This window comes from Lacihabitans soyangensis, assembly GCF_024343775.1.
GTDB lineage: Bacteria > Bacteroidota > Bacteroidia > Cytophagales > Spirosomataceae > Leadbetterella > Leadbetterella soyangensis.
This window is the reverse complement of record NZ_RJUF01000193.1, coordinates 18,003-42,500: the sequence shown is the minus strand read 5'-3', so window position 1 is coordinate 42,500 and position 24,498 is coordinate 18,003. Positions and strand designations below refer to the sequence as shown.

The following is a 24,498-nucleotide window of genomic DNA, read 5'->3' as shown; positions in this document are numbered from 1 at the left end:
CTTTTTTGATAACTTGGAAATCGATTCTAAAAAATGAAAATGGTATATTTGCCTTTCGAAAAAAACAAAAATGCGAGCAAAAGAAATCAACGACATCTTCAGGGAATCGATATTAGATTATCATATAACCGATCATGTGGATGCCGCAATGCCACGAAAATACACTGAAGATCAATTCGGTCAAATGTTATACCTAAAAAACTGGATTGATACCGTCCAATGGCATCTTGAGGATATTATTCGTGACCCGAAAAACGAGCCGTCATTTTTGGTAGCCATCAAACGTCGAATAGACGCTTCAAATCAACACCGAACAGACACTGTTGAACAATTAGATGAGTTACTATCTGAAAACTTTAAAAATGTCTCCGTCAAAGAAAATGCAAGAATGAATTCAGAAACTCCCGCTTGGCTATTGGATAGAATGTCGATTTTACAGCTCAAAATCTATCATTTTAAAGAGCAGCTAGAAAGAAATGATGCCGATGAAACTCATTTAAATTCTGTGAGGCATAAATTGATGATACTGGAGATTCAGGAGCAGGACTTGGAACAATGTTACGACGAACTAATGGAAGATTTGAAAGCTGGCCTAAAGTATATGAAACTGTACAAACAAATGAAAATGTACAATGACCCTAACTTGAACCCAGTGTTTTATTCTCAAAAATGAAGAAGATAATAATTTTTAGGTTTTCGGCGATGGGCGATGTGGCTTTATTGCTGCCCGTAGTTTTAAATGCCATAATACGAAATCCCGACTTAAAAATTACCATTGTGACTCGAGAGAAATTTAAGGTTTTTTTTGACTGCAATCCCAATATTGATGTTTTCATCGCCGATTTTGACAAAAAACATAAAGGCTTCTTTGGGCTATTCAAACTTTTTCAGGAACTAAATAATCTCTCCCCTGATTTTGTCTTCGACTTACACCAGAATATCAGAACTCAGGTTTTGAAATTTTTCTTTTTGTTTACAAGGGCCAAGATATTTGGGTTCGACAAAGGCAGAAATGAGAAGAAAAAACTTGTCAAAAATCAAGAATTTAAACAGCTCAGCCATGTTACTGAAAGATATTATACCGTTTTCAAAGAAGCCAAATTAGTCCCTAAAAATTCAAAAATTGAAAACTTACCTGAATTCTTTAAATTTCCTTCAGAAACAGAAAAGAAAATTGAAAATTGGCTGGTAAAATTTAAAGGTCGAAGACTCGTCGGAATTGCCCCATTTGCTCAACATAAAGGAAAAATTTGGCCAATTGAAAATTACAGTTCACTGATAGTACTTTTATCCAAAGAATTTCCAGAATGCCAAATAGTGTTGTTTGGAGGCGGAAAACAAGAAAAAGAAATACTCGAATCGCTTAAAAATGAGCTACCTCAAATAGAAAACCTAGTAGGAGTTTTTTCATTGAAAGAAGAACTCGCCCTCATAAATCGGCTAGACTTAATGATATGCGGAGATAGTTCCAATATGCACTTCGCGGCTTTGTCGAATATCCCTGTCCTTTCCATTTGGGGCAGCACCCATTCCTTTGCTGGGTTTGGGGCTTTGTTTCAGCCTGAGACAAATACTATTGAAATTAGCAAAGAGGAACTCTCCTGCCGCCCATGTTCGGTCTATGGAAATAAACCCTGTTACAGAAAAGACTACGCTTGCCTGAATTGGATAAGCCCTGAATTAGTCTATGAGAAAACAAAAACTATTCTGACGAATTTATCTTAAGGAATCCAAATTCAATTGCTTTTTTGGAAAGCTAAAGTTTCCAATTTAACAAAGATCTAGCTAACAGGTAAACTTAATATTTCCTCAGCAAATTTGACGAAGTCCATACCTCCAAAAGTGCCAGAGGACATCAGGAGTAAGTTAGATTGACCCCAATTTTGTGACTTTAAAAAACCTTCTAATTCTTTAGCTTCGGTAAAAACCAACAAGTCTTCTCTTCCAAAATAGGCTTTGATTTCTTCCTTATCCAAAGCTGGCATTTTTTTCATTTCCAAGGTATGCGGTGAGAAGAAAACTATAGCCAAATCTGCATCAGCCAATTTTTGGTCATAATGCGGCAAAAACTCTTTGTTCAAGCTGGAAAAAGTATGTAGCTCATAACAGGCCACTAATTTTCTATTGGGATACAATTCTTTGGTAGCATTTGTAGTTGCACCAACCTTAGAAGGAGCATGTGCAAAATCTCTGTAAATGTGTGTATTAGAATTACTTCCGAGCGTTTCCAGTCGCTTTGCTGCCCCTTTGAAAGTTTGGATAGCCTCATAGAACATCTCTTCAGTAATGCCTAATTTATCCAGAATCAACTTTGCACCTTGCAAGTTTTTCATGTTGTGTTCTCCAAAAAGCTCAATCTGGAGTTCTCCGTTTGGCGTCTCCAAGAATACCTTCCCATTTTTCACCTCGTAAGGGTGCTTTTTGTAAGGCATTTTCTCGACACCAGCCCTATCTTTTTCTCCAAGCACTTTTAAGATTTCATCCGTTTCATCGAACAAAAGCACACCGCCTTTGTCAATTCCATCTGCTAGCTCTTCAAAAGCATTTACATATTTATCGAATGTAGGAAAAACATTAAAATGATCCCAAGCTATGCCACTAATCAACACAATATGAGGATGATAAAACAAAAACTTCGATTTCATTTCTATAGCCGATGACAAATACTCGTCACCTTCTATAACAATAATCAGTGCATCCTCGGTCAATTTCACCATCAAATCAAAGCCCTCGATCTGTGCTCCCACCAAGTAATCAAAATTCTTTTTATGGTAGGCCAAAACATGAAGTATTATACTGGTTATTGAAGTTTTGCCATGACTTCCCGCTATAACTACTCTTTGTTTTTGAACAGATTGCTCATAAACATATTCGGGGAATGAATATACTTTTAGTCCCAATTCTAATGCTCGCAATAATTCGGGATTATCCTTTCTGGCGTGCATTCCTAGTATAATTGCATCTAACTCAGCATTGATTTTATCAGGAAACCAACCAAACTCTTTGGGTAAAATACCCACTTTTTCCAGTCTTGATTTAGCAGGTTCGTATATTTCGTCATCCGAACCTGAAACTTGGTATCCTTTTTGGTGTAGAGCTAATGCCAAATTGTGCATCACAGCACCACCAACGGCAATAAAATGTACCTTTTTAGTAGAATTAATCATGTTTTATATTAAAAAACCCAGCAAATGTCGATAAACATTAGAATATGGTCTTGATAAGACAACCTTATTTGCAAAGTTCTAAAAATTATGGCAATTTTGCACCATATTTTTTTCCTAGTTCAAAACTTCAACAATTTTCGCCAGTACAATAAATGAAGAGATACATAGATTTAATTCAGCAAACGTTCGAGTTTCCAACACGTGAATTTGGCGTTGATGCTAGAAATAATCTCCAGTTTAATAATGTTCCATTGATGGACGTTATCAAAAAATACGGTACTCCACTGAGGCTTTCTTATTTACCCAAAATCGGCGAACACATAGAACATTCCAAAGTTCTGTTTAAAAACGCGATGAAAAAGTATAATTACAAAGGGAGTTACACTTATTGTTATTGTACGAAGTCCTCTCATTTTAAATTTATCATAGAGACCGCTCTCAAACATAATATACATCTTGAGACTTCATCTGCGTTTGATATGCCTTTGGTGAAAACACTTTTTGACGAAGGAAAAATCTCCAAGGAAACATTTATAATTTGTAACGGACATAAGCGACCAAACTACCTAGAATATATCTCAGGTATGTTAAATGACGGTTTTGTGAATTGCATCCCTGTACTTGATAACTTAGGCGAAATAGATTATTACATAAATAACGTAACAGCCGAAAACGTAAATATAGGTATAAGAATAGCAACAGACGAGGAGCCTACTTTCTCATTTTATACATCAAGACTTGGTGTCAGATATAAAGATGTGGATGATTTGTATAATGACAAAATCAAACCGAATCCTCATTTTAAGCTCAAAATGCTTCATTTCTTTATCAATTCTGGCATCAAAGACACTGCCTATTATTGGTCAGAGCTTACACGATTCATGTTTAAATATTGTGAGTTAAAGAAATTATGCCCAGAGCTTGACTCAATAGATATTGGTGGTGGAATGCCCATACAAACTTCCATCGTTTATAATTTTGACTATCAGGCCATGGTAGACGAAATCATCGAAAACGTTCAGTGGATTTGTCACAAAAACAATGTACCCGTACCAAATATTTTCACTGAATTTGGAAGTTACACTGTAGGTGAAAGTGGAGCTATTTTGTATAAGATAATAGACCAAAAACAGCAAAATGATAGAGAGCTTTGGTACATGATTGACGGCTCGTTCATAACGCAACTACCTGATTCTTGGGGCATTGGACAGAAATACATCATGCTTCCAATTAATAATTGGGATGCTCCCTACACCAAAGTTAACCTTGGTGGATTAACCTGCGATTCAGCCGATTACTATAACACTGAGTCGCACTCGGAGGATTTGTATATGCCAATGTTGGACGACAATAATCCAGACGAAGAGCAATATATTGGTTTCTTCCACACTGGTGCCTATCAAGAGTCTCTAGGTGGTTATGGAGGAATACAACACTGTTTGATTCCTGCCCCGAAACACGTTCTTATAGATTTGGACGAAAATGGAAACTTAACCACTGAACTTTTTGCAAAAGAACAAGGTGCGGAGTCCATGATGAAAATTTTGGGTTATAGAAGTGAACGCAAAAAGGCCGAACCTCTAATAGTGCAGGATGAAAATATTAATTTTCAAAAAGAGAAATAGGATTAAAATAAAAGACAAACAAAATCGTTAGACCTCTAAAAAATTATTGAATGAAATCAAAATTGGCTCTCCTTTCCCTTTTGGGACTAATAATGTTCAGTTCTTGCAGGAAAACACCATGCCCTGCATACGGAAAAGTAAATAAAAATCTACCAAAAACTGAGGTAAAAGCTTAGTAATGCTTTAATCTTTTTGGCCATATTCTGTTAAAATCAGATTAAAATTCTATTAAATTATATTGAGGTTACTTTTTTTTGTATATTTTTGGCTTACCTAACACCGATATACAATTGGCCAACATCATCAAATTAAAATCAATAGAAAATCAAGATGGCATTCTTTCCGTCTTTGAGCACCTTATGCCTGGTCACATAGAAAGAGTTTATTTCATCTATGGAGTTCCCGAAAACAAAATTCGTGGTGGTCATCGTCATCGCCAAACTTGGCAAGGTCTTATATGCCTCAATGGCTCTTGTAAAGTATATGTTCAGGATAACTACGACTCTGACCACGTCTTTCAGTTGGATAGCCCAGGAAAATGCTTGCTGTTGAAACCAACCGATTGGCACCAAATGTACGATTTTTCAGAGGACAGTATTCTACTGGTTCTTGCCAATCAAAACTATGACCCAAGCGACTATATAGATCAAGCTTACAATCCTGAGAGTATCTTCACTAACTATGTTGGCTACCAATTTCAGTAATTCATGGAGATTCCTTTTTTATCTCTAAAATCTACCAATCAGCAATTTGAGGATTTATATAAACTTGCACTATCTGCCTTCTTATCTTCGGGCCAATATATGCTTGGCAAAAAACTAGAAAGTTTCGAACAAAACTTCGCAAATTACTGTCAATCAAAATACTGCGTGGGAGTAGCTAATGGATTAGATGCCCTGATTTTAATTTTAGATAGCTTTAAATTTAAAAGAAAAGCAGAAGTAATAGTTCCTGCAAATACTTACTTTGCTAGTATTTTAGCGATCAAAAAAGCGGGGTTGGTACCAGTTTTGGTCGAACCCAATCTTGGTGATTATCTTATCAATATCAAAAATATAGAATCGGCCATTACACAAAACACAGTGGCCGTTTTGGCAGTTAATCTGTATGGTCGAATGTGCGATTTTGACAATATATCCAAACTTTGTAATGCGTATTCTCTTAAACTTGTTGTAGATGCGGCCCAAAGTCATGGTGCAGTATATGAAAACATTAAAAATTGTAATGGGGCTGATGCCACCGCTTACAGCTTTTACCCAACAAAAAACCTCGGAGCATTGTCTGATGCTGGGGCTGTTGTTACGGATAACGAACTTTTAGCAAGTTCAATCAGAAAAAATAGAAATTATGGTTCCGAAATTAAATATCAGTTTGATTCACTCGGTTTGAATAGTCGCCTAAGCGAACTACAAGCAAGTTTTCTAGACCTAAAATTAAATTATCTCGATGCTGAAATATTGAAGAGAAGACAAATAGCCGAACGATATTTGACCGAAATCAAAAACGAAAAGTTAATCATGCCTCCTTCTGATAGAATTCATGAAGACGCTTGGCATTTGTTCGTTGTTCGAACTGACAATAGAATCGAACTAATGAATTATCTAAAAACTGCCCAAATTGGTTATGATATTCATTACCCTATTCCGCCGCACAAACAAAAAGCTTTACCAGAATTCAACAATTTAGATTTACCAATCACAGAGGAAATTCATAGAACTGTATTAAGTTTACCGATGAATTCCAGTTTAAGCGTTGAAGAGGTTGATTTTATAATATTTACTCTAAATTCGTACTAAAATGATAGAGTTTTCGGTTGTTATACCTGTATATAATGGTTCAAAATCCATTGAAAAACTTGTAGAAAGCATTGAAAATGAGCTAGTAAACAATACTTTTCAAATTATCTTGGTAAACGACGGCTCTAAAGACAATTCTGCTCAAATTTGTAGAGGACTTTCTCAAACTAATAAAAATGTAAAGTTTATAAACTTAAGAAAAAATTTCGGCGAATTTAATGCGGTTATTTGTGGACTAAGTTTTGTGGAAGGGAAATATGGTGTTATAATCGACGATGACTTTCAAAACCCGCCCTCTGAAATATTGAAACTATATAAGAAAGCCGAAGCCGAAAATCTTGATGTAGTTTACAGTTATTATGATTCTAAAAAACACCACTGGTTTAGAAATCTAGGTAGTAAAGCCATAAATTACCTAACTACTTTTCTATTAAAAAAGCCCAAAGACCTCTATTTGAGTAGCTTTAAAATTATTCACAAAGACATTATTTCTGAAATAATTAAAAGCCGAAGCCCTCATCCATACATAGATGGTTTAATATTTCAAGTGACACATAACGTAGGTAAACAAAAAGTTGAACATAAAAGCAGAAACCATGGTGAATCGAATTACTCTCTGAAAAAACTCATTTCATTATCGCTTTCAATTATTTTTGGTTATTCACTACTCCCTTTGAGATTAACTTTTTTTGCAGGTTTTCTGTCTATCATTTTTGCATTGTTTTATATGCTTCTTTATGCCTTTTCAATTATACCAGAATGGGGGTCTCCAATAGTAATATTTATGTGCGGCGTATTGTTATGCTCTGTCGCTTTGGTTGGCGAGTACATAGGTAACACTTTCCTCATTTTAAGTGGTAAACCAGCTTATATCATTGAATCGATACACCAAAGCAAAACTCCTATTGATTGAGAGACTTTTTGATTCTCTTGATAGCTTCCTCTAAATTAGCTCGTTGGGTTGCAAAATTTAGTCTAAAATATCCCTTACCACCGAAAATTGAGGCGTCCTGTACCCCAACTCCGTGTTTCTCCAGATGTGCAACGAAATTGACAATTCCAGTTTCTTCAAAATTTATCCAAGCCAAATAGGTAGATTCCAAAGGCTCCATCTTCAAACCTTCTATGGCATTAATTTCTTGTAGCAAGTAGTTGTGATTTCCTCTTAAATAACTCAAAAGCTCAATTCGCCAAGGCTCTGAATCTTTATAGGCTGCCAAAGCAGACTCCATCGCAAATGCCGAGAGCATGGGCATCATACCGTATTTAGTCTTTTCAAATTTATCTCTTAGAGTCTTGTCTGGAATTATAGCCAAAGAACAACCCAAACCTGCAATGTTAAAAGTCTTGCTAGGGGCCAAAAGCGTTATACTTCTTGCCTCTATTTCCTTATTGAGCGAGCCAATAGAAATATGCTGTTTAGTTTCGTCCAATATTAAATCGCAATGAATTTCATCTGAACATAATACTAAATCGTTCTCGACACAAAAACTTGCCAATTCTTCTAATTCCTCTTTGGAAAAAACCCTGCCATTTGGATTGTGTGGATTGCACAGCATATATAATTTAGTACTCGGATTTACAGATTTCTTCATTTCTTCAAAATCCATCTCCCACCTTTCGTTTTCCCAAATGAAAGGAATGTCTTGTAAACGTCGATTACCTATTTCAGCGGCTTCAAGAAAAGGCCTGTAAACCGGTGATGAGGTCATTACAGAAAAATAATCATCAGAAATGCATCTAGCTGCTGAATGTAAACCTGGCACTAAACCTGGCAACCAAACTATCCATTCTTTCTGAATTCCCCAATTATGCCTGTCTTTCAGCCTTTTTACAACTACTTCCACCAGTTCGTCAGGTGTGCGACTGTAGCCAATAACCCCATGGTCAACTATTTTACTCAAGGCCGTTTTTATTGGCTCCGCGACCTCAAAATCCATATCAGCTACCCAAAGGGGTAAAACGTTTTCGGGATACTTATCCCATTTATAACTGTTTGTGTTCTTTCTGTCTATAATTTTATCAAAATCCATTATCGATCTAAATTGTTGTTCCACCATCTACTTGAAAATTCACTCCTGTTGTGTAGGCTGAGGCATCAGAGGCCAAATACAAAACCAAAGCAGCTATCTCGTCAACTGAGCCCATTCGAGCTATTGGAAGCCGCTTTGTAAAATGCTCGAGCATCTTAGGATTTTCCCAAAGTGCTTGACTAAACTTTGTTTTTATAAGACCTGGACTCAAAGCGTTTACTCGTATTCCATCCGTGCCCCATTCTTTTGCCAACACCTTGGTAAGCATATTCAGAGCCGCCTTACTGACGCTGTACATGCCCAATCCTGGATCGGGCGTGCTACCCGCAATACTGCTAATATTGACTATACTTCCACCGCCATTCTGTTTTAAAAAAGGATAAACCAGTTTGGAAAACTCAAACGGCGACTTTACATTCACCTGCATGATCTTATCAAAAGCTTCGCCACTGCAGTCCAACGAAGGCCCAAAAACAGGGTTTGTGGCTGCGTTATTGACCAAAATATCTACTTTACCAAAAGTCTCTATAGTTCTAGCTAATAATTCCTTAAGCTGATTAACATCTCCCGCATGAGCAGCAAATGGAAAAACTTCGGTTCCAGACTCATTTCTTATTTCCTCTGCCAAAACATCTAAATCAGCTTGTTTTCTACTGCTGATCACAACCTTCGCACCATATTGTGCAAAAACGCGAGCTATAGCCTCCCCTATTCCTTTACTTGCCCCAGTAACAATGGCCACCTTTCCTTCTAGCGAAAATATATCTTTCTTCATAGTCTATTGAGCAGTTAAACCACCATCTAATGTTAAACATTGGCCAGTTACGAAACTTGAATTGGCTGAGGCTAAATAGTAAATACCAGCTGCTATTTCCTCTGCCTCCCCGAATCTTTTCATAGGCGTTCCGAATTTTAGGCCTGCTATGTACTCTTTATCTAAATTGGCGTTTTCAACCATCGATGTATCTGTGAAACCGGGACAAACCGCATTGACCCTTATGCCTTTTTTTGCATACTCTAATGCCCAAGTTTTGGTCATACCAACCACAGCATGTTTGCTAGCGGAATAGGCAATATGATTAGTCATTCCCACCAGACCTGCCACAGAAGCCACATTGACAATGGCACTTCCGCAGTCTTTTTTGAGATATGGCAAACCATATTTGGTCATGTAAAAAACTCCGTTCACGTTGATATCTAAAATTTTCTCAAAGGCATCAATGGGATATTCATCAGTTTTTAGTCTTGGTCCTAAGATACCAGCATTGTTCACAAGTACATCTATTTCTGTATTTAAACTTCCAAAGAACTGTTCCACTTGTTGAGGATTTGAAACGTCGCATTTGGAATAATACAAATCTGAACCCAAGGTCTTGATTTTTAAGACCAAGGAAGCATTTGCTTCTTCTGCTAAATCAATTCCAAAAACCATATACCCTTCTTTCGCAAAGATCAATGCCGTAGCATAACCTATACCTGAGTTTACCCCAGAAATTACAACCCTTTGTTTACTCATTATATTATTTGTTGATTTTATAGGGGCAATTTAGCAATATATATTCTCGAAATATTGGTTTTTAGGGCAATTTTAAACAAAAAGCTATATTTTTGTATAACTAATATGAATCATTTTAAAATCAAAGATATGATTGTTAAAGAGAAAAAAGCACCTGGTGAGAAACTTATAAAGAAGATGTCGCTGAGAACCAAATGGTTATTGACTACAGCGTTGAGTTTTGTGATTCTTGGCTTGGGCTTAAGTTTCTTCGTATTTTCGTGGAATCGATTGCAGATAGGTTTTGATAAGGCCACTTGGGGATTTATGATATTTCTTAGCTTGGCAGTGTTTTATCTGGGTCTAATATTTTACGGCAATTCTATAATGTATGCCACAGAGATAAAATCAAGAAAGATTTGGAAACAAAAACAAAAGGATTTGAAAAAGAAGCGATTTGTAAATAAAGGAACAGACAAGTTAAATATACAAAAAAGCCCTCAAAATTGAGGGCTTTTCTTATTTTGATGATTCTGCTTTTAGAACTTCGATATCAACTTTCTTGATGTCAGGTCTAAGCGTAAGTCTTTTAACAGCTGCAACTTTATTGTTAGATATAGCTCTATTTTTACGACTTTTTCTTTTTAACTGAGTAACTCCCATTGCTGAAATATGTTTAATGATTCTTTATTGCTACAAACGAGGTGCAAAGGTAAGAAATTAATCATTTAAATAAATACTTTCTCGGAAAATAAATTCTCAAAACATTTATATAACCATTCGTACCATTTTCAGGATAATTCCGGATTAGAGAAGGTATTTTCGTGCTTAATCTTTATTTTTGCAAAAAAATTAACAGTCAAAAATACACTATGTCTAAACCGAGCTTAGCCAGAGGAACAAGAGACTTCGGCCCGGAAATAATGGTTAAAAGAACCTTCATTTTTGACCAAATCAAAAAAGTTTATCAGAAATACGGCTTCCTTCCATTAGAAACACCAGCCATAGAAAACCTTTCAGTGCTGATGGGAAAATACGGAGAGGAAGGAGATCAGCTGTTGTTCAAAATCCTAAACTCTGGTGATTTTGCTAACGACCTAGGCCCAGCTGAATTAGAAAGTGGATCCAAAGAAATTTTAAGGAAAATATCAGAAAAAGGCCTGAAATATGATCTTACAGTTCCTTTTGCGAGGTATGTAGTGATGAATCGTCACCAATTGGCTATGCCATTCAAGCGTTTTCAAATTCAGCCCGTTTGGAGAGCAGACCGACCGCAAAAAGGCCGATATAGAGAATTTTACCAATGCGATGCTGACGTGGTGGGTACCGAATCTCTCATTTGTGAAGCTGAAATAGTGACCATGTTGCATGAGATTTTTGAAAACTTAGGCATCACAGAATTTGTAATCAAAATAAATAACCGAAAAATACTGAGTGGTATTACCGAAACCATCGGTGCCAAAGGCAAAGAAGTTGACCTATGTGTGGCCATTGATAAACTAGATAAGATAGGTAAAGAAAAGGTTGAGGAGGAATTGCTCCAAAGAGGTTTTAGTGATGAAAACATTGAAAAACTTCAAACACTTTTTAATCTGCCGACCACCCAAATTGAAATGTTCGCAACTCTGAAAAACTGGCTAAAAGATTCAGAAATTGGCCTTTTAGGTGTCGATGAACTAGAAGAAATTTGGATTTTGGTGGACAAAATGCAGTTGAATAGTCCAAAAATAGCATTTGATCCTTCTCTAGCTCGTGGCCTAAGCTATTACACTGGAGCCATTTTTGAGGTAAAAGCACTCAATGTAAGCATAGGAAGTATATCAGGAGGCGGTAGATACGACAACCTGACTGGTACTTTTGGTATGCCTGGGCTTTCAGGTGTGGGTATTTCGTTGGGAGTAGATAGAATTTATGACGTGATGGAGGAGCTCGGAATATTCCCTGAAGCTCTTCAGCTTTCATCTACCCGAGTTATGGTTACCAATTTCGGTGAAGATACGTTAGCTAGAAGCTTAGAAACAGTGGCAATTCTGAGACAAAAAGGCATCAATTCTGAAATCTACCCAGAGAATTCCAAAATCAAGAAGCAGTTTGAATACGCCGATAAGAAGAACATACCATTTGTGGTAATTCTGGGCTCCGAAGAAATTGAAAAAGGAATATATTTAATAAAAAACATGAAAACTGGTGAGCAAAACACCCTCACCCTGAATCAATTAACAGAATATCTAGATGTTTAAAAACAAAAAAGTATTGGCCTACCTTTTGGTGGCAGTATCAACCATTGCGGCTACTTTGGCATTTTATTTTTGGCAGGTGGCGTACAGTCCAAACCTCAATGTCGACGGAAAAGAGAAGTTTGTACTTTATGTCCCGAAAAATTCGACTTATGAAAGCCTAATGGATACGCTCCATAAACATAAAATCATAAACGACGAGGTAGCTTTCGGATTTATGACCAAAAGAATGGGATTGAGAGAAAGTCTTAGACCAGGTCGATATGAAATAAAGCCAAATTCAGCCAATAAGGAGATTATATCCAAAATAAGAAGTGGAAACCAAGACCCTGTGAAGTTGACCTTTAATAATGTTAGAACCAAAGACGATCTGATTAAAAAGATTGGCACAAAACTAGATTTTGACTCCAATTTGCTTCTTGAAAAAATTAAAAATGAAGAAGAATGTGCCAAGTACGGTTTTACGAGTGAAACCATCATGTGCATGTTTTTACCAGACACTTATTTTATCTATTGGGACAGCAGTGTAGATGATTTCTTGAAAAGAATGAACACTGAATACAAGAAATTTTGGAATGAAAAACGGCTTTCGCAAGCACAAGCCATCAACATGACGCCCATACAAGTGGGGGTAATGGCCTCCATTGTGCAGAGCGAAACCAACAAACCTGACGAAATGCCCCGTGTAGCAGGTGTTTATGTGAACCGCATCGCTACAAATATGCCACTACAGGCAGATCCAACAGTGAAGTTTGCAGTAGGAGACTTTTCCCTTAAAAGAATACTAACCAAGCACCTAAGCATAAGTTCGCCATATAATACTTACAGAAATACTGGTTTGCCACCTGGTCCAATTGCTTTACCTGAGCGTGTGGCCTTGGACGCTGTTCTAGGTTACGAAAAGCACAATTATACCTATTTCTGTGCGAAAGAGGATTTCTCTGGTTATCATAATTTTGCGGCCACATACACCGAACACCTAAAGAATGCCGATATTTACCAAGCGGCTCTGGATGCTCGTGGTATTAAATAAGTAATTATGTACAGTTTTGAGTCAAACTATAGAGTTAGATATGCCGATGTTGACCAAATGGGCTACATGTATTATGGTAACTATGCCAAGCTTTTTGAAATAGGACGTGTTGAGGCTTTGCGAAATTTGGGGGTGAGGTACAAAGACTTGGAGGAGGGGGGAATTTGGATGCCGGTTTATGAAAATACATCAAAATACTTAGAACCAGCAAAATACGATGAACTCTTGACTATTAGATGCATATTGAAGGAAATGCCTAAAGTTAGAATTGTTTTTGAAACCGAAATACTGAACGAGTGTCAGAAAACTATCCACAAAGGACTTACAACTTTGGTTTTCATAAAAGCAGATACTCAAAAAATCACAACCTGTCCGGCGGTAATCATAGAAAAACTAAGTCCCTTTTTTAAATAGTTATGAATAAGCAGATTGAAAATATAATAAAGCGAATTTCAGAAAAACTGAAAAATGTTTACATTTTCAATACAACAGTCTCGCTTTATCTTTTTTTAGTTGTTCTGTATAAAAAAATCATAAACTTTGACTTAGATCAAAGGGCTGCAGCGGTTTCATTCAGTTTTATGCTTGCAGTATTTCCGGGCACCATATTTTTGTTTACACTTATTCCTTACATTCCTATTCAGAACCTCGAGGTTTTGATAATGGATTTCTTGAAAAACCTGATGCCTAGTGGTCTGTATGATAACGTAAGCCACACCATTCAAGAAATCATTAGCCGTCCAAGACCTGATATCTTATCCTTTGGTTTTGTTTTTGCCATTTTTGCAGCTACTAATGGCATGTCATCTCTCATGACGGCCTTCAATATGGCCCTCAAACAGAGAGAAAAACGTAGTTTTCTGAAAGCCAAATGGATAGCATTCTTACTTACCAGTCTCCTGATTTTCATTTTAATAGCAGCTATCGTAGTATTAATTATTGGCAAAATCACCTTGAATTATTTCACCGAAAAAGTATTTATTGACCAGACTATTAACGTTTGGGGCTTAAATATCTTAGGTTATGCATCTATTTTCGTCATATTCTTTTTCGGAATTTCTTGTATTTACTTTTTTGCTCCTGCCATTCACAAAAAGCTCAAATTCTTCAATTTCGGAGCTCTGTTCGCCTCATTTCTGAGTATTTTAGCTACTAACTTATTTTCTTTCTATCTCGAAAACTTCAACTCTTACAACAGACTGTATGGCTCCATAGGCACGCTAATAGCCATCATGGTTTGGATTTATCTTATTGCTCTCATATTAATTTTGGGCTTTGAGTTAAACATCAGCTTTTTAAGTGCTTCGAATAGGTCAAAACAAAAAACACCGTAGCAATCAGGTGCCGACGGTGTTTACAAATAAACCTTAACCCATAAAAAAAATCTTTTGTTGTGTAGTATTTTATTTCCAACATTTGTGCCAGTCAGATGTTTTTTCCACTAATCTTATCTGATGGGTACAAAACCGTGAATTTTCATGTTATTCATATTGAAAACATCGATTTTAAACATTTGTTTTTAGAATCTTAGCTTTAAGCTTTAAATTGGACTTTATTTTTCTAAACCAACCTAAAAATGAAAAATTCAAGAAGAGATTTTATAAAAAATTACGGAATTGCGGCCGTTTCGGCACCATTTTTACTCCAAGCTTTGGCTGGTTGTAAGGGAAAAACTGACCAAACTACCACTAAAATTGCAGGCATGGCTTCTTCTATTGAGAAGTTTGGCCTACAGTTATGGACCGTCAAAGAAGACATGGCCAAAGACGCTAAAGCTACACTAAAGGCCGTTGCTGATGCTGGTTATACCCAAATAGAAAGCTTCACCGGTGAAAAGGGAATTTTCTGGGGTATGAAACCAGCCGATTTCAAAACGTATTTAAGCGACTTAGGCTTACAAATGGTCAGCAGCCACATCAACCCAGATTTTACAACAAAAAAAGAAACTGAAGATGAGTTCAAAAAATTGGTGGATGATTGTGCTTCCGTAGGATTGAGTTACGTTTTGAATCCTTTCCCAGGAGAAATAAAAACTGCAGATGAATGGAACAAAATAACCGAAGGCTTAAATAGACAAGGCGAAATAACCAAAGCAGCTGGTATAAAAATGGGTTATCACAATCATCACATTGAGTTTTTACCGACCGATGATGGAAGTATTCCTGAAGAAATAATGCTGAAAGGTACAGATGCCGACTTGGTAAGCTTTGAATTGGACCTTTATTGGGTGGTAAAAGCGGGGCAGGACCCAGAAAAATGGTTAAAAGATTATGCTAACCGATTTAAATTGGTCCATGTAAAAGACCTTTACAAAGAGGATAGATTGAAAGAAATAGAGGCTACTGAGAAAAAAGAAGATCCATTCTGGCCCCTAGGTGCCTCTACAACTCTTGGAAACGGAAGAATAGATTTCAGCAAAGTACTTAAAACGGCCAAAGAACAAGGTGTTGAATATTATATTGTTGAGCAGGAAAGATTCGATAAATCCAGCCCGCTTCAAGACATAAAAATTGATGCAGAATACATGAAAAAATTGGAGTTTGCATAATAATTACTGAATAGATGCCACGGGTTTGCAAGAAATAAGAAAAAATAAGTTCGTGGCAACTATTTTGCCTACCAGTATCCTCTAATAAACCCAATAATGAAAAAAATATTTACTAATCTTACCTTTTGGGTACTAACAGCTATTACTGCTGGAGCCTTATTGGGTCATTTTTCTCCTGAAAAGGCCGTTGAATTCAAATGGCTCGGAACTAAATTTATCGATATTGTCAAACTCTTTATTAACCCCATCATATTCTTAACTATTTCGCTGGGTATCAGCGGGATGGGCGACCTCAAGAAAGTTGGTAAAGTTGGATTAAAAGCCTTAATTTACTTCGAAGTGGTTACTACTTTTGCCCTTTTGGTGGGTATAATAGTGGCCAATATAATTCAACCTGGTGCTGGTGTAACCACAGGAAATCTTGAAGGTGCAGATTTATCAGAATACACTACAAAATCGGCTGAATTTAGCTGGTTGAAGTTCCTGAAAGACAATCTGACGATTCAAGTTTTGATTTTCTCTATCATATTTGGTGTTGTTTTGAGCAAACTAAAGCAAAAAGTGGTCATTACCACTTTTCTGAACAAGGTTTCGAAATATGTATTCAAGGCATTGCATTGGGTAATGTTCTTTGCTCCATTGGGAGCATTTGGCGGGATGGCGTTTACAATTGGCAAGTACGGCATAAAAACACTATTTCCGTTGGGTAAACTGATGCTTTCGGTATATGCTACAATGGCCATTTTCGTATTTTTCGTACTTTATCTCATCTTAAAATATTATAAAATAAGCATTTGGAAGTTCCTTAAATACATTCGTGAGGAACTTTTAATAGTCTTGGGAACATCGTCCTCTGAGGCTGCCCTACCCTCATTAATGGAAAAACTCGAAAGAATGGGCTGCTCAAAATCGGTAGTGGGTTTGGTAGTACCCGCTGGATACTCCTTTAATCTTGACGGAACCACCATTTATTTGTCGATGGCTACCATATTTTTAGCTCAAGTATTCGGTGTTAATTTAACCTTTGAGCAAATACTTACCATAATCGGTATTCTGATGATTACCTCCAAAGGTGCCGCGGGCGTTACAGGCAGCGGTTTTGTGGTTTTGGCCTCAACACTTTCGGCAGTAGAAGTAATTCCGATTGAAGGATTAGCACTTTTACTCGGCGTGGATAGATTTATGTCAGAAGCCAGGGCCATCACCAATTTTATAGGAAATGGAGTGGCTACCATCTGGATCTCAAGGAATGAAAACGAGTTAGACATGAAAAAACTAAATTATGCACTAAACCACGTAGAAGAAACAGAAGATATTTTAAAAGACAATTTTAGTTAATACCCATGAAACGCTCACAGAAATTTTTACTTTCGCTTATAATCATTGTCGGAATAACCTACTTCATAGCTCAGACATTAATTAAGGCTGGAGTGTTTACAAGTATTTCTTCAATTTCTGATTATCAAGAAACTACAATTACCTCTTACCCTGGTGTGGAGGACATTACGGTTGACTCCGAAACCAATATTGCCTACTTAAGTGCTCAAGACAGACGCAATCCAAAAAGTACTGGTGCGATATTTTCTTTAAACCTTACTGATTCTTCGAAACGACTCGTTAATCTTACCAAAAAATTCAAATTGATTGAATTTAGGCCTCATGGCATTTCAGTTTTGAGTATTGAAGGTAAAAAATTCTTGTTTGTAATATCGCATAAGGACACCAAAAATGATATTTTGAAATTCGAAATATTGGGTGATACCTTGAATTATTTGAGCAAATATTCCAGTACAGATTTTGTCTCACCAAACGACATACTTGCCGTGTCCGAAAACCAATTTTTCGTAACGAATGACCATGGCACACGTTCGAAATGGCAAATGCTGGCATCTGACTTTCTAAGAATACCTTCAGGAAATGTGGTATTTTATGACGGTAAGTTATCAAAAATAGTGAGCGAGAAATTGACTTATCCCAACGGCATAGCCTTGTCTGGGGATGGCAAAAGTATTTATGTAGCATCAACACTCGAAAAAGGAGTCTATGTTTTTGCTCCACAAACGCAAACCAACTATCTTAAAGAGATAAACTTTGTAAGTACGCTTTATCCACCAGACAACATTGAAATGACAAAGAATGGTGACTTAGTAATAGGCTGTCATCCCAAACTTTTTGCATTTATGGCCCACCGAAAAAATGCCGAAAACAAATCGCCATCTGCGGTTATTGAACTCGACCACAACAATTTACAAAATCAAAAAGTCTTATATCTGAACGACGGAAGTGCCCTATCAGGATTGAGTGTAGGAGCTCCGTTTTACTTTAAAAATATGAAACAGAATCTCTTGTTAGGAAGCGTTTTTGAATCGAAAGTTATACTATTAGAAAAAAAATAAACAAGAATATAATTTGGCTAATTATATGAAGTCAAAAGTTATCTTATGAATTTTTAAATAGTTTACCAAGTTACCATAATAATATACCACCTAAACCAAATATTATTCTGCTCAATTGTTTTTTTTATATTATAATTTTAGTGTTTTGATAGATACATTTTACCATTTGATGCTTAGTTTAGCACCCGAAAAACTGATTTATTTTTATTATGAACAACGACAAAACGCTTAACGAAGAAGCTCTTGAATATCACGCCAAAGGCAGACCTGGAAAAATAGAGGTTATACCAACAAAAGAATATGCTAATCAAAGGGACTTATCTTTGGCTTACTCTCCGGGTGTCGCCGAACCATGTTTGGCCATTCAAGCTAATCCAGAGGATGCATATAAATACACCGCTAAGGGCAATTTAGTGGCCGTAATAAGCAATGGAACAGCGGTCTTAGGACTCGGCGATATAGGTGCTTTGGCCGGAAAACCAGTGATGGAGGGTAAGGGTTTGTTGTTTAAAATTTATGCTGATATTGATGTATTTGATATAGAACTCAACACCAAAGACGTGGACGAGTTTGTACGTACAGTCAAAATCATGGAACCTACCTTTGGAGGAGTAAACCTCGAGGATATTTCGGCTCCAGAGTGTTTCGAAATCGAAGAAAGGCTCAAAAAGGAGTTGAACATTCCGGTAATGCACGACGACCAACACGGAACGGCCATAATTTCTTCTGCTTCATTGCTCAATGCCTTGGAACTAGTAAATAAAGACATCACCAAAGTAAAAATAATCATTAACGGAGCAGGAGCTTCTGCTATTTCTTGTACCAGACTGTACAACGCTTTGGGAGCTAAAAAAGAGAATATTTTCATGTTTGATTCTAAAGGACTTATACATCCCGACAGAACCAATTTGGACGGCAAAAAGATTGAATTTGCCAATAACAATATGCCGATAGATACAACATTAATCCAGGCCATAAACGGTGCTGATGTATTTGTAGGACTTTCGAAAGGAAACATTTTATCGAAAGAAATGGTGAAAACCATGGCCAAAGATTGTATTGTGTTTGCACTTGCAAATCCAACCCCAGAAATATCTTATGACGACGCCATGGATGCTCGTGAGGACATCATCGTAGCCACAGGTCGCTCGGATTATCCTAACCAAGTGAACAACGTTTTGGGTTTCCCGTACATTTTTAGGGGAGCCTTAGACGTAAGAGCAAGTGAAATAAACGAAGAAATGAAGTTGGCAGCAGTTAGAGCTTTGGCAGAATTGGCCAAAAAGCCAGTTCCAGATATCGTGAACATGGCCTATAGTGAAGCTAATTTAAGTTTTGGAAGAAATTATATCATTCCTAAACCGGTGGATCCTCGTTTGCTAACCTCTGTTGCTCCAGCAGTAGCCAGGGCCGCTATGGAAACGGGTGTAGCGAAGTTCGCAATAACTGATTGGGATGCATACGAAAATCAACTTGCAAAAAGACTTGGGCTGGACAATACGCTAATTAAGGCCATCATGACCAAGGCCAAGAAAAACCCTAAGAGAGTAGTATATGCCGATGCTGAGAACCTGACTGTTTTAAAAGCCATACAACAGGTTATACAGGAAAAAATAGCCTATCCTATACTTTTGGGCAACCGAAAGCTTATTGAAACAATCTTGGAGGAAAACAGCATTTCGCTGCCTGAAGATATCGATATCATTGACCCTAAAGAAAGTAAAAACGAAACTGAGAAAGCCAGATTGGCAGAATTTGCAGATTTGTTCTTTGATAAACGAAAAAGAAAAGGATTGACAAAACCTGATGCCATGAATTTTGTAACTCGCAGGAGCTATTATGCATCGCTGATGGTAGAAACCGGCTTGGCAGATACCATGGTGGGTGGCTTGACGAGAAACTATCCTGATACCATTCGTCCGGCTTTGCAAATTATCGGTCCAGAAAAAGGCGTGAAGAAAATATCGAGTATGTATATTCTCATGACCAAAAAAGGCCCTTTGTTCCTTGCAGATGCCACCATCAATTTCGACCCAACCATTGAAGAGTTAGTAGAAATTACCGAATTGGCCGCTCGGGAAGTGGAGAAATTCAATATAAAGCCAAGAATTGCTTTGGTTACCTATTCTAACTTTGGCTCGGTTCCTGAAGGCCCCGCTCCTATCAAATTGCGAAAGGCGGTGGAGATACTGAAGCAAAAACACCCAGGCATGATAGTAGATGGCGAAATGCAAGCCCACCTGGCTTTTGATACAGAGCTATTAAAAGAAAACCATCCATTCTCAGACCTTGCAGATGGTCCTGCCAATACACTGATATTCCCGAACCTTTCTTCGGCCAACATTGCCTATAACTTACTAAAAGAAGTAGCAGGAATTGAGAAAATCGGTCCACTATTAATGGGTCTAAAGAAACCTGTACAAGTGCTACAATTAGGTGCAACTGTAAGAGAAATAGTAAACCAAACGGCTATTTCGGTGGTAGATGCGGTGAAGAAGTAATACTTTTAAATTTATAAACTAAACGACAGTTTCTTTATGAGAGGCTGTCGTTTTTTTTAGTCATTGTTTTTAAAATGGAACGCGGATTGGACGGATTGGACACAGATGTTCATGGATTAAATGAGTAAAAAGCGGTATGGTGGTATCATTAATTGTATTTGGTTAGAAATTTTTTCGTCAAAAGTAAAGCTAAGGTCGATGTAAATCAGGTCTATCGGAGATTATAAAATAGTTGCATTTTTTCTTAAATGAAGCTTTTAAGAAAAGAAGAACATTAAGATTTTAGTCAGATGGCCTTCATGTCCTTAAAACCTTAATTACCTTCATGTCATAATAGAGATTACTTCACTTTATCCACCAAATCTTTTACAATTTCTGAAAAATAGGCCCCGTTTTGATATCCGTACCACGACATGGTGCTGCTTTCGTAAAGACCTCTGTCATACAATCTGTCATCGGTTATATAGCCAATGTAACTTCCATTAAAACTGGTGATTATCAAATCTATATCTTGGGCCTTGGCATAAGCGTCTAGTTCAATCATTAACTCACCAGAAAAGTCGCAGGGCATACCTAAAATCAACGTTTTCCCGATTTTGGTGATTTTTACATAGGTTGGATAATCTCCGAAAAGATATTTAAATACCCAAGGACGCAAGGCATAATCCTTTGATATCCTTGCACTTGGGTGATTCATGGGCAATTGTATATATTCACTCACCAATGTATTTTGAAGTTCTCTCTTTTGCGTGAAATCCAAATGCTTGAGAACTCCCTTTGCCTGATTTTTTACTTCGTCAAAATCATCTACTCCCTTTTCTATTGGACCCATACTTCCCACAGCACCTGCTAGATATATCCCAAAATTCAATTTTGAACTTTCCAAAGAATCTAGTAAAATTCCAGGGTAATCCCGTGATATTTGAAAAGTTTTAGAATTCAAAACTGTAGAATGTGCACCATAGGTAATCAAACTTGCTTTTGAGCCGTCTATTCTTTCAAAAAACAAACTACGAATCTCCGAATCAATTTTGCCATCCACTACTCCCAGTCTATTCCTAATATCTTCCTTATCAACACTTTCATTGTAGGACACGCTACCTGAAACAAGATTTTGAGTAGATTTCCTGACTGCCAAAGCAAATTTTTGGGCCAATTCAACTTCAACATTTGGGTCGTAAGAACCTGCAAAAAGTCTACCCGTAAGGCTATTCCCCCATCCACCAAAGCTATTGTGTGTATGCGTGGCTGAAAAATGAACGTTTCTAAGAGAAATTCGCTGCTGCCGAAGAAGAGGTTTCAACTTCTCAACAACATTGGGTGGTATGATCAGCATGTCAGCGGAGAGAAGGTAAACAGTATCTTGGCTATTTTTCAAAGCCAAAACTCGCACAAAAACCGAATCATGCACAGCCTCAAATTCCTTTCCCTTGCGAGAACCATAACCGGCCATTGGCCCAGGAACCAGAGGAGTGATGTTAACTTTTGCCCAACCAACCGAAAAATCCCCAGTGGTTTCCTTTAATTTGATAGATCGAAGCAGTTCCTTCCATTGCTTAAAATGCTCTGTTTGTTTTATATCTGTTCTATCAATTTTTTCGATGCTCGCAAAACCTAGAACGGCCAATATCAAGATGAAATAACTAAAAATCTTGAGGAATTTTCTCATTAATCTTTTTTTTGTCAAAGATATACAATAATAGGGTTCTGACCCAACCTGACTCTTGCGGTTAGGAAAATAATAGTTGCCTTAACAATATTTGAACGATTTGTCAGTATCTTCGCACAAACCCTTAGAACCAATGACTCATTCGGACAAGAGAGCGTATTTTTTTAAGATAGATTCGACCATCAAACGCATCAGGTCATTTATGCAAAAAAATCTCACAGATGCCAACATCGATCTCACTGTTGATCAATGGGTGGTTTTGGATCATATAGTACCGAACTCGGGCATTAGTCAAAACGAATTAGGAACCCTTACCTGCAAAGATGCCCCTACTATTACGAGAATCTTGGATATTTTGGTAAAAAAAGAGTTGATAATCAGAAAGATGTCGGATACGGATAGGAGAAAATTCACATTGGAACTCACACTACAAGGAAAGGAATTGCACAAAAAAGCCTTTGCCATTATAGCCAAAGGACGTAAAAAATCATGGGAAAATTTGAGTGATAAAGACTACGACGATTTGGTACGAATAATGGACACTATCTACGCAAATGTCGATTGATTCTTTGAAGAATCGCATTTCCTCTTGAAAAAATTGCAGGAAATATGTGGCCCTGAATCAACAACAAATCTTTAATCTGAATTTCCAATTCTTTCAAAAGCTCTGGGTGTTTTTTGGCTAAATTATAACAAACTGTCATAGAGAAGGCTTTTACCGCAATAGGTTTAGAATTGTCTTGCAAAAAACCAAAACACAAATCAAACACCTCGCCTTGGAAATCCTCGGAAATATCCAAAATTTGAAGTAAACCGACTCCATCTCTTAGAATGCCTTCTTCAAAGGGAAACTTCCTAAATAATTCTAAAATAATCTGTGGTAAGCTTTTAAATCTCTGTAATTCAGACGGCTGAAGACTTCTCAATGCCCAAAGTATATTATAAACTTCTTTGGAATTTCCGGTTTTGAGTAAATCAATTACTTCTGCTGAAAAAGTTGTGTCACCAGCTACTTCAGAGGACAACTCAATGGCTTTCGCTTTTGAAATCCGACTACCTAAACTTTCAATCAGACGCTTTTGGCTGGAGGTCATGTTTTTCTACCAGGTGATTTATAAAAGCCTCATTACTCCGCCAAAGTGTTTGAAAAACTTCCTCAAAAACCTCTTCTCCCTCGTAGTAAGGGTCCTTCACATCGTGAACACCACGAACCGTCGGGTCGAAATCCCTAATGAGAAACAATTTTTCAGCAGATGGCGGTGTTTTTTTTGTATCGTAATAAAACTTATGTACATCTTCGAAATTTTGCTCGTCCATGACTACAATGTGTTCAAAAGCATCTAAATCTTCCTTGGAAAGCTTTCGTCCCAAATGGGTAATCTCTATATCGTGCTTGGCAGCATTTTTTATGGTCCTTGGGTCTGCTTTTTTGCCCACATGCCAGCCCATTACTCCTGCCGAATCAGCCCATAGGACATCTGAAAGGCCTTTTTCTTGAGCAATTTTGTTAAATGTAGCCTCCCCTATTGGACTTCTACAGATATTTCCTAAACAAACAAAAAGTACTTTTCGCATGTGGTTTTATTCTTTTTCGATAAGTGGCTTATCGTTTTCATCTACCAAGACAAATACGGTTTCACCTTCTTTTTTCATTAAATATTTCTCTCTGGCGTATTTTTCTAGTGAAGCATAACTACCCAACACTTCCCTTTCCTCTTGTTTAATATTTTTCAATTCATTCTCAAAAAACTCCTTCTCTGATTCTAAATGATTCAATTCCACGATCATCTCAAATTGCTTTATCAAGTTGGAGCGATCGAAGAAAATTAACCAAACGGCCAGAACTAGACTGGAAATGATGTAAAATCGATATTTTACAAAAAATGGAGATGATAATTTTTTCATTTTAGGAAGGCATATTTGTTAAAAACATTCAAATATAAATAAGTACCCAGAAACAAAAAAGCGTTGGAGTGTAAATTCTCCAACGCTTGCTAT

At 37.1% G+C, this 24,498-nt stretch carries 25 protein-coding genes; 16 read left to right on the top strand and 9 right to left on the bottom strand.

The features are described from left to right. The first annotated feature begins 70 nt into the window (after positions 1–70). Together EGI31_RS23075 and EGI31_RS23070 are read left to right on the top strand one after the other, a co-directional pair. The gene (locus EGI31_RS23075) at positions 71–673 is read left to right on the top strand and encodes a DUF4254 domain-containing protein (RefSeq protein WP_255039548.1); all 603 of its coding nucleotides are present in this window, start codon (positions 71–73) and stop codon (positions 671–673) included. Continuing rightward, complete coding sequence (locus EGI31_RS23070) at positions 670–1,725, top strand: glycosyltransferase family 9 protein (RefSeq protein WP_255039547.1); 1,056 nt, start codon at positions 670–672, stop codon at positions 1,723–1,725. Before EGI31_RS23075 ends, EGI31_RS23070 begins: the two co-directional genes overlap by 4 nt. Positions 1,726–1,781: 56 nt before the next feature. On the opposite strand, the gene EGI31_RS23065 is transcribed toward EGI31_RS23070, so the two are convergent. After that, the gene (locus tag EGI31_RS23065) at positions 1,782–3,167 is read right to left on the bottom strand and encodes a UDP-N-acetylmuramate--L-alanine ligase (RefSeq protein WP_255039546.1); all 1,386 of its coding nucleotides are present in this window, start codon (positions 3,165–3,167) and stop codon (positions 1,782–1,784) included. A gap of 152 nt (positions 3,168–3,319) precedes the next feature. Here EGI31_RS23065 and EGI31_RS23060 point away from each other — a divergent pair, with 152 nt between their 5' ends. From EGI31_RS23060 to EGI31_RS23045, 4 genes are all read left to right on the top strand, one after another. Beyond that, complete coding sequence (locus EGI31_RS23060) at positions 3,320–4,792, top strand: type III PLP-dependent enzyme domain-containing protein (protein WP_255039545.1); 1,473 nt, start codon at positions 3,320–3,322, stop codon at positions 4,790–4,792. Between the two features lie 290 nt (positions 4,793–5,082). Then, complete coding sequence (locus EGI31_RS23055; RefSeq protein WP_255039544.1) at positions 5,083–5,496, top strand: sugar 3,4-ketoisomerase; 414 nt, start codon at positions 5,083–5,085, stop codon at positions 5,494–5,496. Positions 5,497–5,499: 3 nt separating this feature from the next. Then, complete coding sequence (locus EGI31_RS23050; RefSeq protein ID WP_255039543.1) at positions 5,500–6,588, top strand: DegT/DnrJ/EryC1/StrS family aminotransferase; 1,089 nt, start codon at positions 5,500–5,502, stop codon at positions 6,586–6,588. 1 nt (position 6,589) lies between these two features. Further along, a complete protein-coding gene (locus EGI31_RS23045; RefSeq protein WP_255039542.1) occupies positions 6,590–7,501 on the top strand; it encodes a glycosyltransferase family 2 protein in 912 nt (303 codons plus the stop codon). On the opposite strand, the gene EGI31_RS23040 is transcribed toward EGI31_RS23045, so the two are convergent. The 3 genes from EGI31_RS23040 to EGI31_RS23030 are packed head-to-tail and all read right to left on the bottom strand — an operon-like array spanning position 7,491 to position 10,137. After that, on the bottom strand, positions 7,491–8,621 hold the full coding sequence (locus tag EGI31_RS23040; RefSeq protein ID WP_255039541.1) for a MalY/PatB family protein: 1,131 nt from the start codon (positions 8,619–8,621) through the stop codon (positions 7,491–7,493). The two genes, EGI31_RS23045 and EGI31_RS23040, sit on opposite strands and share 11 nt — an antisense overlap. Before the next feature lie 7 nt (positions 8,622–8,628). After that, positions 8,629–9,396, bottom strand: coding sequence for a glucose 1-dehydrogenase (locus tag EGI31_RS23035; protein ID WP_255039540.1), 768 nt, complete (start codon positions 9,394–9,396; stop codon positions 8,629–8,631). 3 nt (positions 9,397–9,399) lie between these two features. After that, positions 9,400–10,137: an SDR family NAD(P)-dependent oxidoreductase gene (locus EGI31_RS23030; RefSeq protein ID WP_255039539.1), complete on the bottom strand. Its 738-nt coding sequence runs from the start codon at positions 10,135–10,137 to the stop codon at positions 9,400–9,402. 129 nt (positions 10,138–10,266) lie between these two features. Here EGI31_RS23030 and EGI31_RS23025 point away from each other — a divergent pair, with 129 nt between their 5' ends. Next, a complete protein-coding gene (locus EGI31_RS23025; protein WP_255039538.1) occupies positions 10,267–10,626 on the top strand; it encodes a hypothetical protein in 360 nt (119 codons plus the stop codon). Between the two features lie 9 nt (positions 10,627–10,635). On the opposite strand, the gene EGI31_RS23020 is transcribed toward EGI31_RS23025, so the two are convergent. Beyond that, the gene (locus tag EGI31_RS23020; protein WP_255039537.1) at positions 10,636–10,779 is read right to left on the bottom strand and encodes a hypothetical protein; all 144 of its coding nucleotides are present in this window, start codon (positions 10,777–10,779) and stop codon (positions 10,636–10,638) included. Positions 10,780–10,988: 209 nt separating this feature from the next. Between EGI31_RS23020 and hisS the strand changes: the two genes are divergently transcribed. The 8 genes from hisS to EGI31_RS22980 all read left to right on the top strand — a co-directional run bounded on the left by hisS (position 10,989) and on the right by EGI31_RS22980 (position 20,831). Then, positions 10,989–12,356: a histidine--tRNA ligase gene (gene hisS / locus EGI31_RS23015; RefSeq protein WP_255039536.1), complete on the top strand. Its 1,368-nt coding sequence runs from the start codon at positions 10,989–10,991 to the stop codon at positions 12,354–12,356. After that, positions 12,349–13,386, top strand: coding sequence for an endolytic transglycosylase MltG (mltG, locus tag EGI31_RS23010; RefSeq protein ID WP_255039535.1), 1,038 nt, complete (start codon positions 12,349–12,351; stop codon positions 13,384–13,386). Before hisS ends, mltG begins: the two co-directional genes overlap by 8 nt. A 6-nt stretch (positions 13,387–13,392) precedes the next feature. Then, complete coding sequence (locus EGI31_RS23005) at positions 13,393–13,800, top strand: acyl-CoA thioesterase (protein WP_255039534.1); 408 nt, start codon at positions 13,393–13,395, stop codon at positions 13,798–13,800. A gap of 2 nt (positions 13,801–13,802) precedes the next feature. Continuing rightward, positions 13,803–14,720: a YihY/virulence factor BrkB family protein gene (locus EGI31_RS23000; RefSeq protein WP_255039533.1), complete on the top strand. Its 918-nt coding sequence runs from the start codon at positions 13,803–13,805 to the stop codon at positions 14,718–14,720. Positions 14,721–14,962: 242 nt separating this feature from the next. Continuing rightward, a complete protein-coding gene (locus EGI31_RS22995) occupies positions 14,963–15,934 on the top strand; it encodes a sugar phosphate isomerase/epimerase family protein (protein WP_255039532.1) in 972 nt (323 codons plus the stop codon). A 96-nt stretch (positions 15,935–16,030) separates the two neighbouring features. Further along, a complete protein-coding gene (gene dctA / locus EGI31_RS22990; protein ID WP_262925402.1) occupies positions 16,031–17,272 on the top strand; it encodes a C4-dicarboxylate transporter DctA in 1,242 nt (413 codons plus the stop codon). Positions 17,273–17,277: 5 nt separating this feature from the next. Continuing rightward, positions 17,278–18,330 (top strand): SMP-30/gluconolactonase/LRE family protein, encoded by a 1,053-nt coding sequence (locus EGI31_RS22985; protein WP_255039531.1) that lies wholly within the window; start codon positions 17,278–17,280, stop codon positions 18,328–18,330. A 209-nt stretch (positions 18,331–18,539) separates the two neighbouring features. After that, positions 18,540–20,831 (top strand): NADP-dependent malic enzyme, encoded by a 2,292-nt coding sequence (locus tag EGI31_RS22980; RefSeq protein ID WP_255039530.1) that lies wholly within the window; start codon positions 18,540–18,542, stop codon positions 20,829–20,831. 340 nt (positions 20,832–21,171) lie between these two features. Here EGI31_RS22980 and EGI31_RS22975 read toward each other — a convergent pair whose 3' ends face one another. Next, positions 21,172–22,500, bottom strand: a complete 1,329-nt coding sequence (locus EGI31_RS22975) for a neutral/alkaline non-lysosomal ceramidase N-terminal domain-containing protein (protein ID WP_255039529.1) — start codon at positions 22,498–22,500, stop codon at positions 21,172–21,174. Positions 22,501–22,633: 133 nt separating this feature from the next. On the opposite strand from EGI31_RS22975, the gene EGI31_RS22970 reads away from it, so the two are divergent. Next, complete coding sequence (locus EGI31_RS22970; RefSeq protein ID WP_255039528.1) at positions 22,634–23,065, top strand: MarR family winged helix-turn-helix transcriptional regulator; 432 nt, start codon at positions 22,634–22,636, stop codon at positions 23,063–23,065. Here the strand turns inward: EGI31_RS22970 and EGI31_RS22965 are convergent. The 3 genes from EGI31_RS22965 to EGI31_RS22955 are packed head-to-tail and all read right to left on the bottom strand — an operon-like array spanning position 23,043 to position 24,405. After that, positions 23,043–23,594: a HEAT-like fold family protein gene (locus EGI31_RS22965; protein WP_255039527.1), complete on the bottom strand. Its 552-nt coding sequence runs from the start codon at positions 23,592–23,594 to the stop codon at positions 23,043–23,045. The genes EGI31_RS22970 and EGI31_RS22965 overlap by 23 nt on opposite strands. Beyond that, on the bottom strand, positions 23,566–24,075 hold the full coding sequence (locus EGI31_RS22960) for a low molecular weight protein-tyrosine-phosphatase (protein ID WP_255039526.1): 510 nt from the start codon (positions 24,073–24,075) through the stop codon (positions 23,566–23,568). Before EGI31_RS22960 ends, EGI31_RS22965 begins: the two co-directional genes overlap by 29 nt. A 6-nt stretch (positions 24,076–24,081) precedes the next feature. Further along, entirely contained in the window at positions 24,082–24,405 is a 324-nt protein-coding gene (locus tag EGI31_RS22955) for an FtsB family cell division protein (RefSeq protein ID WP_255039525.1), read from the bottom strand. Positions 24,406–24,498: the final 93 nt, after the last annotated feature.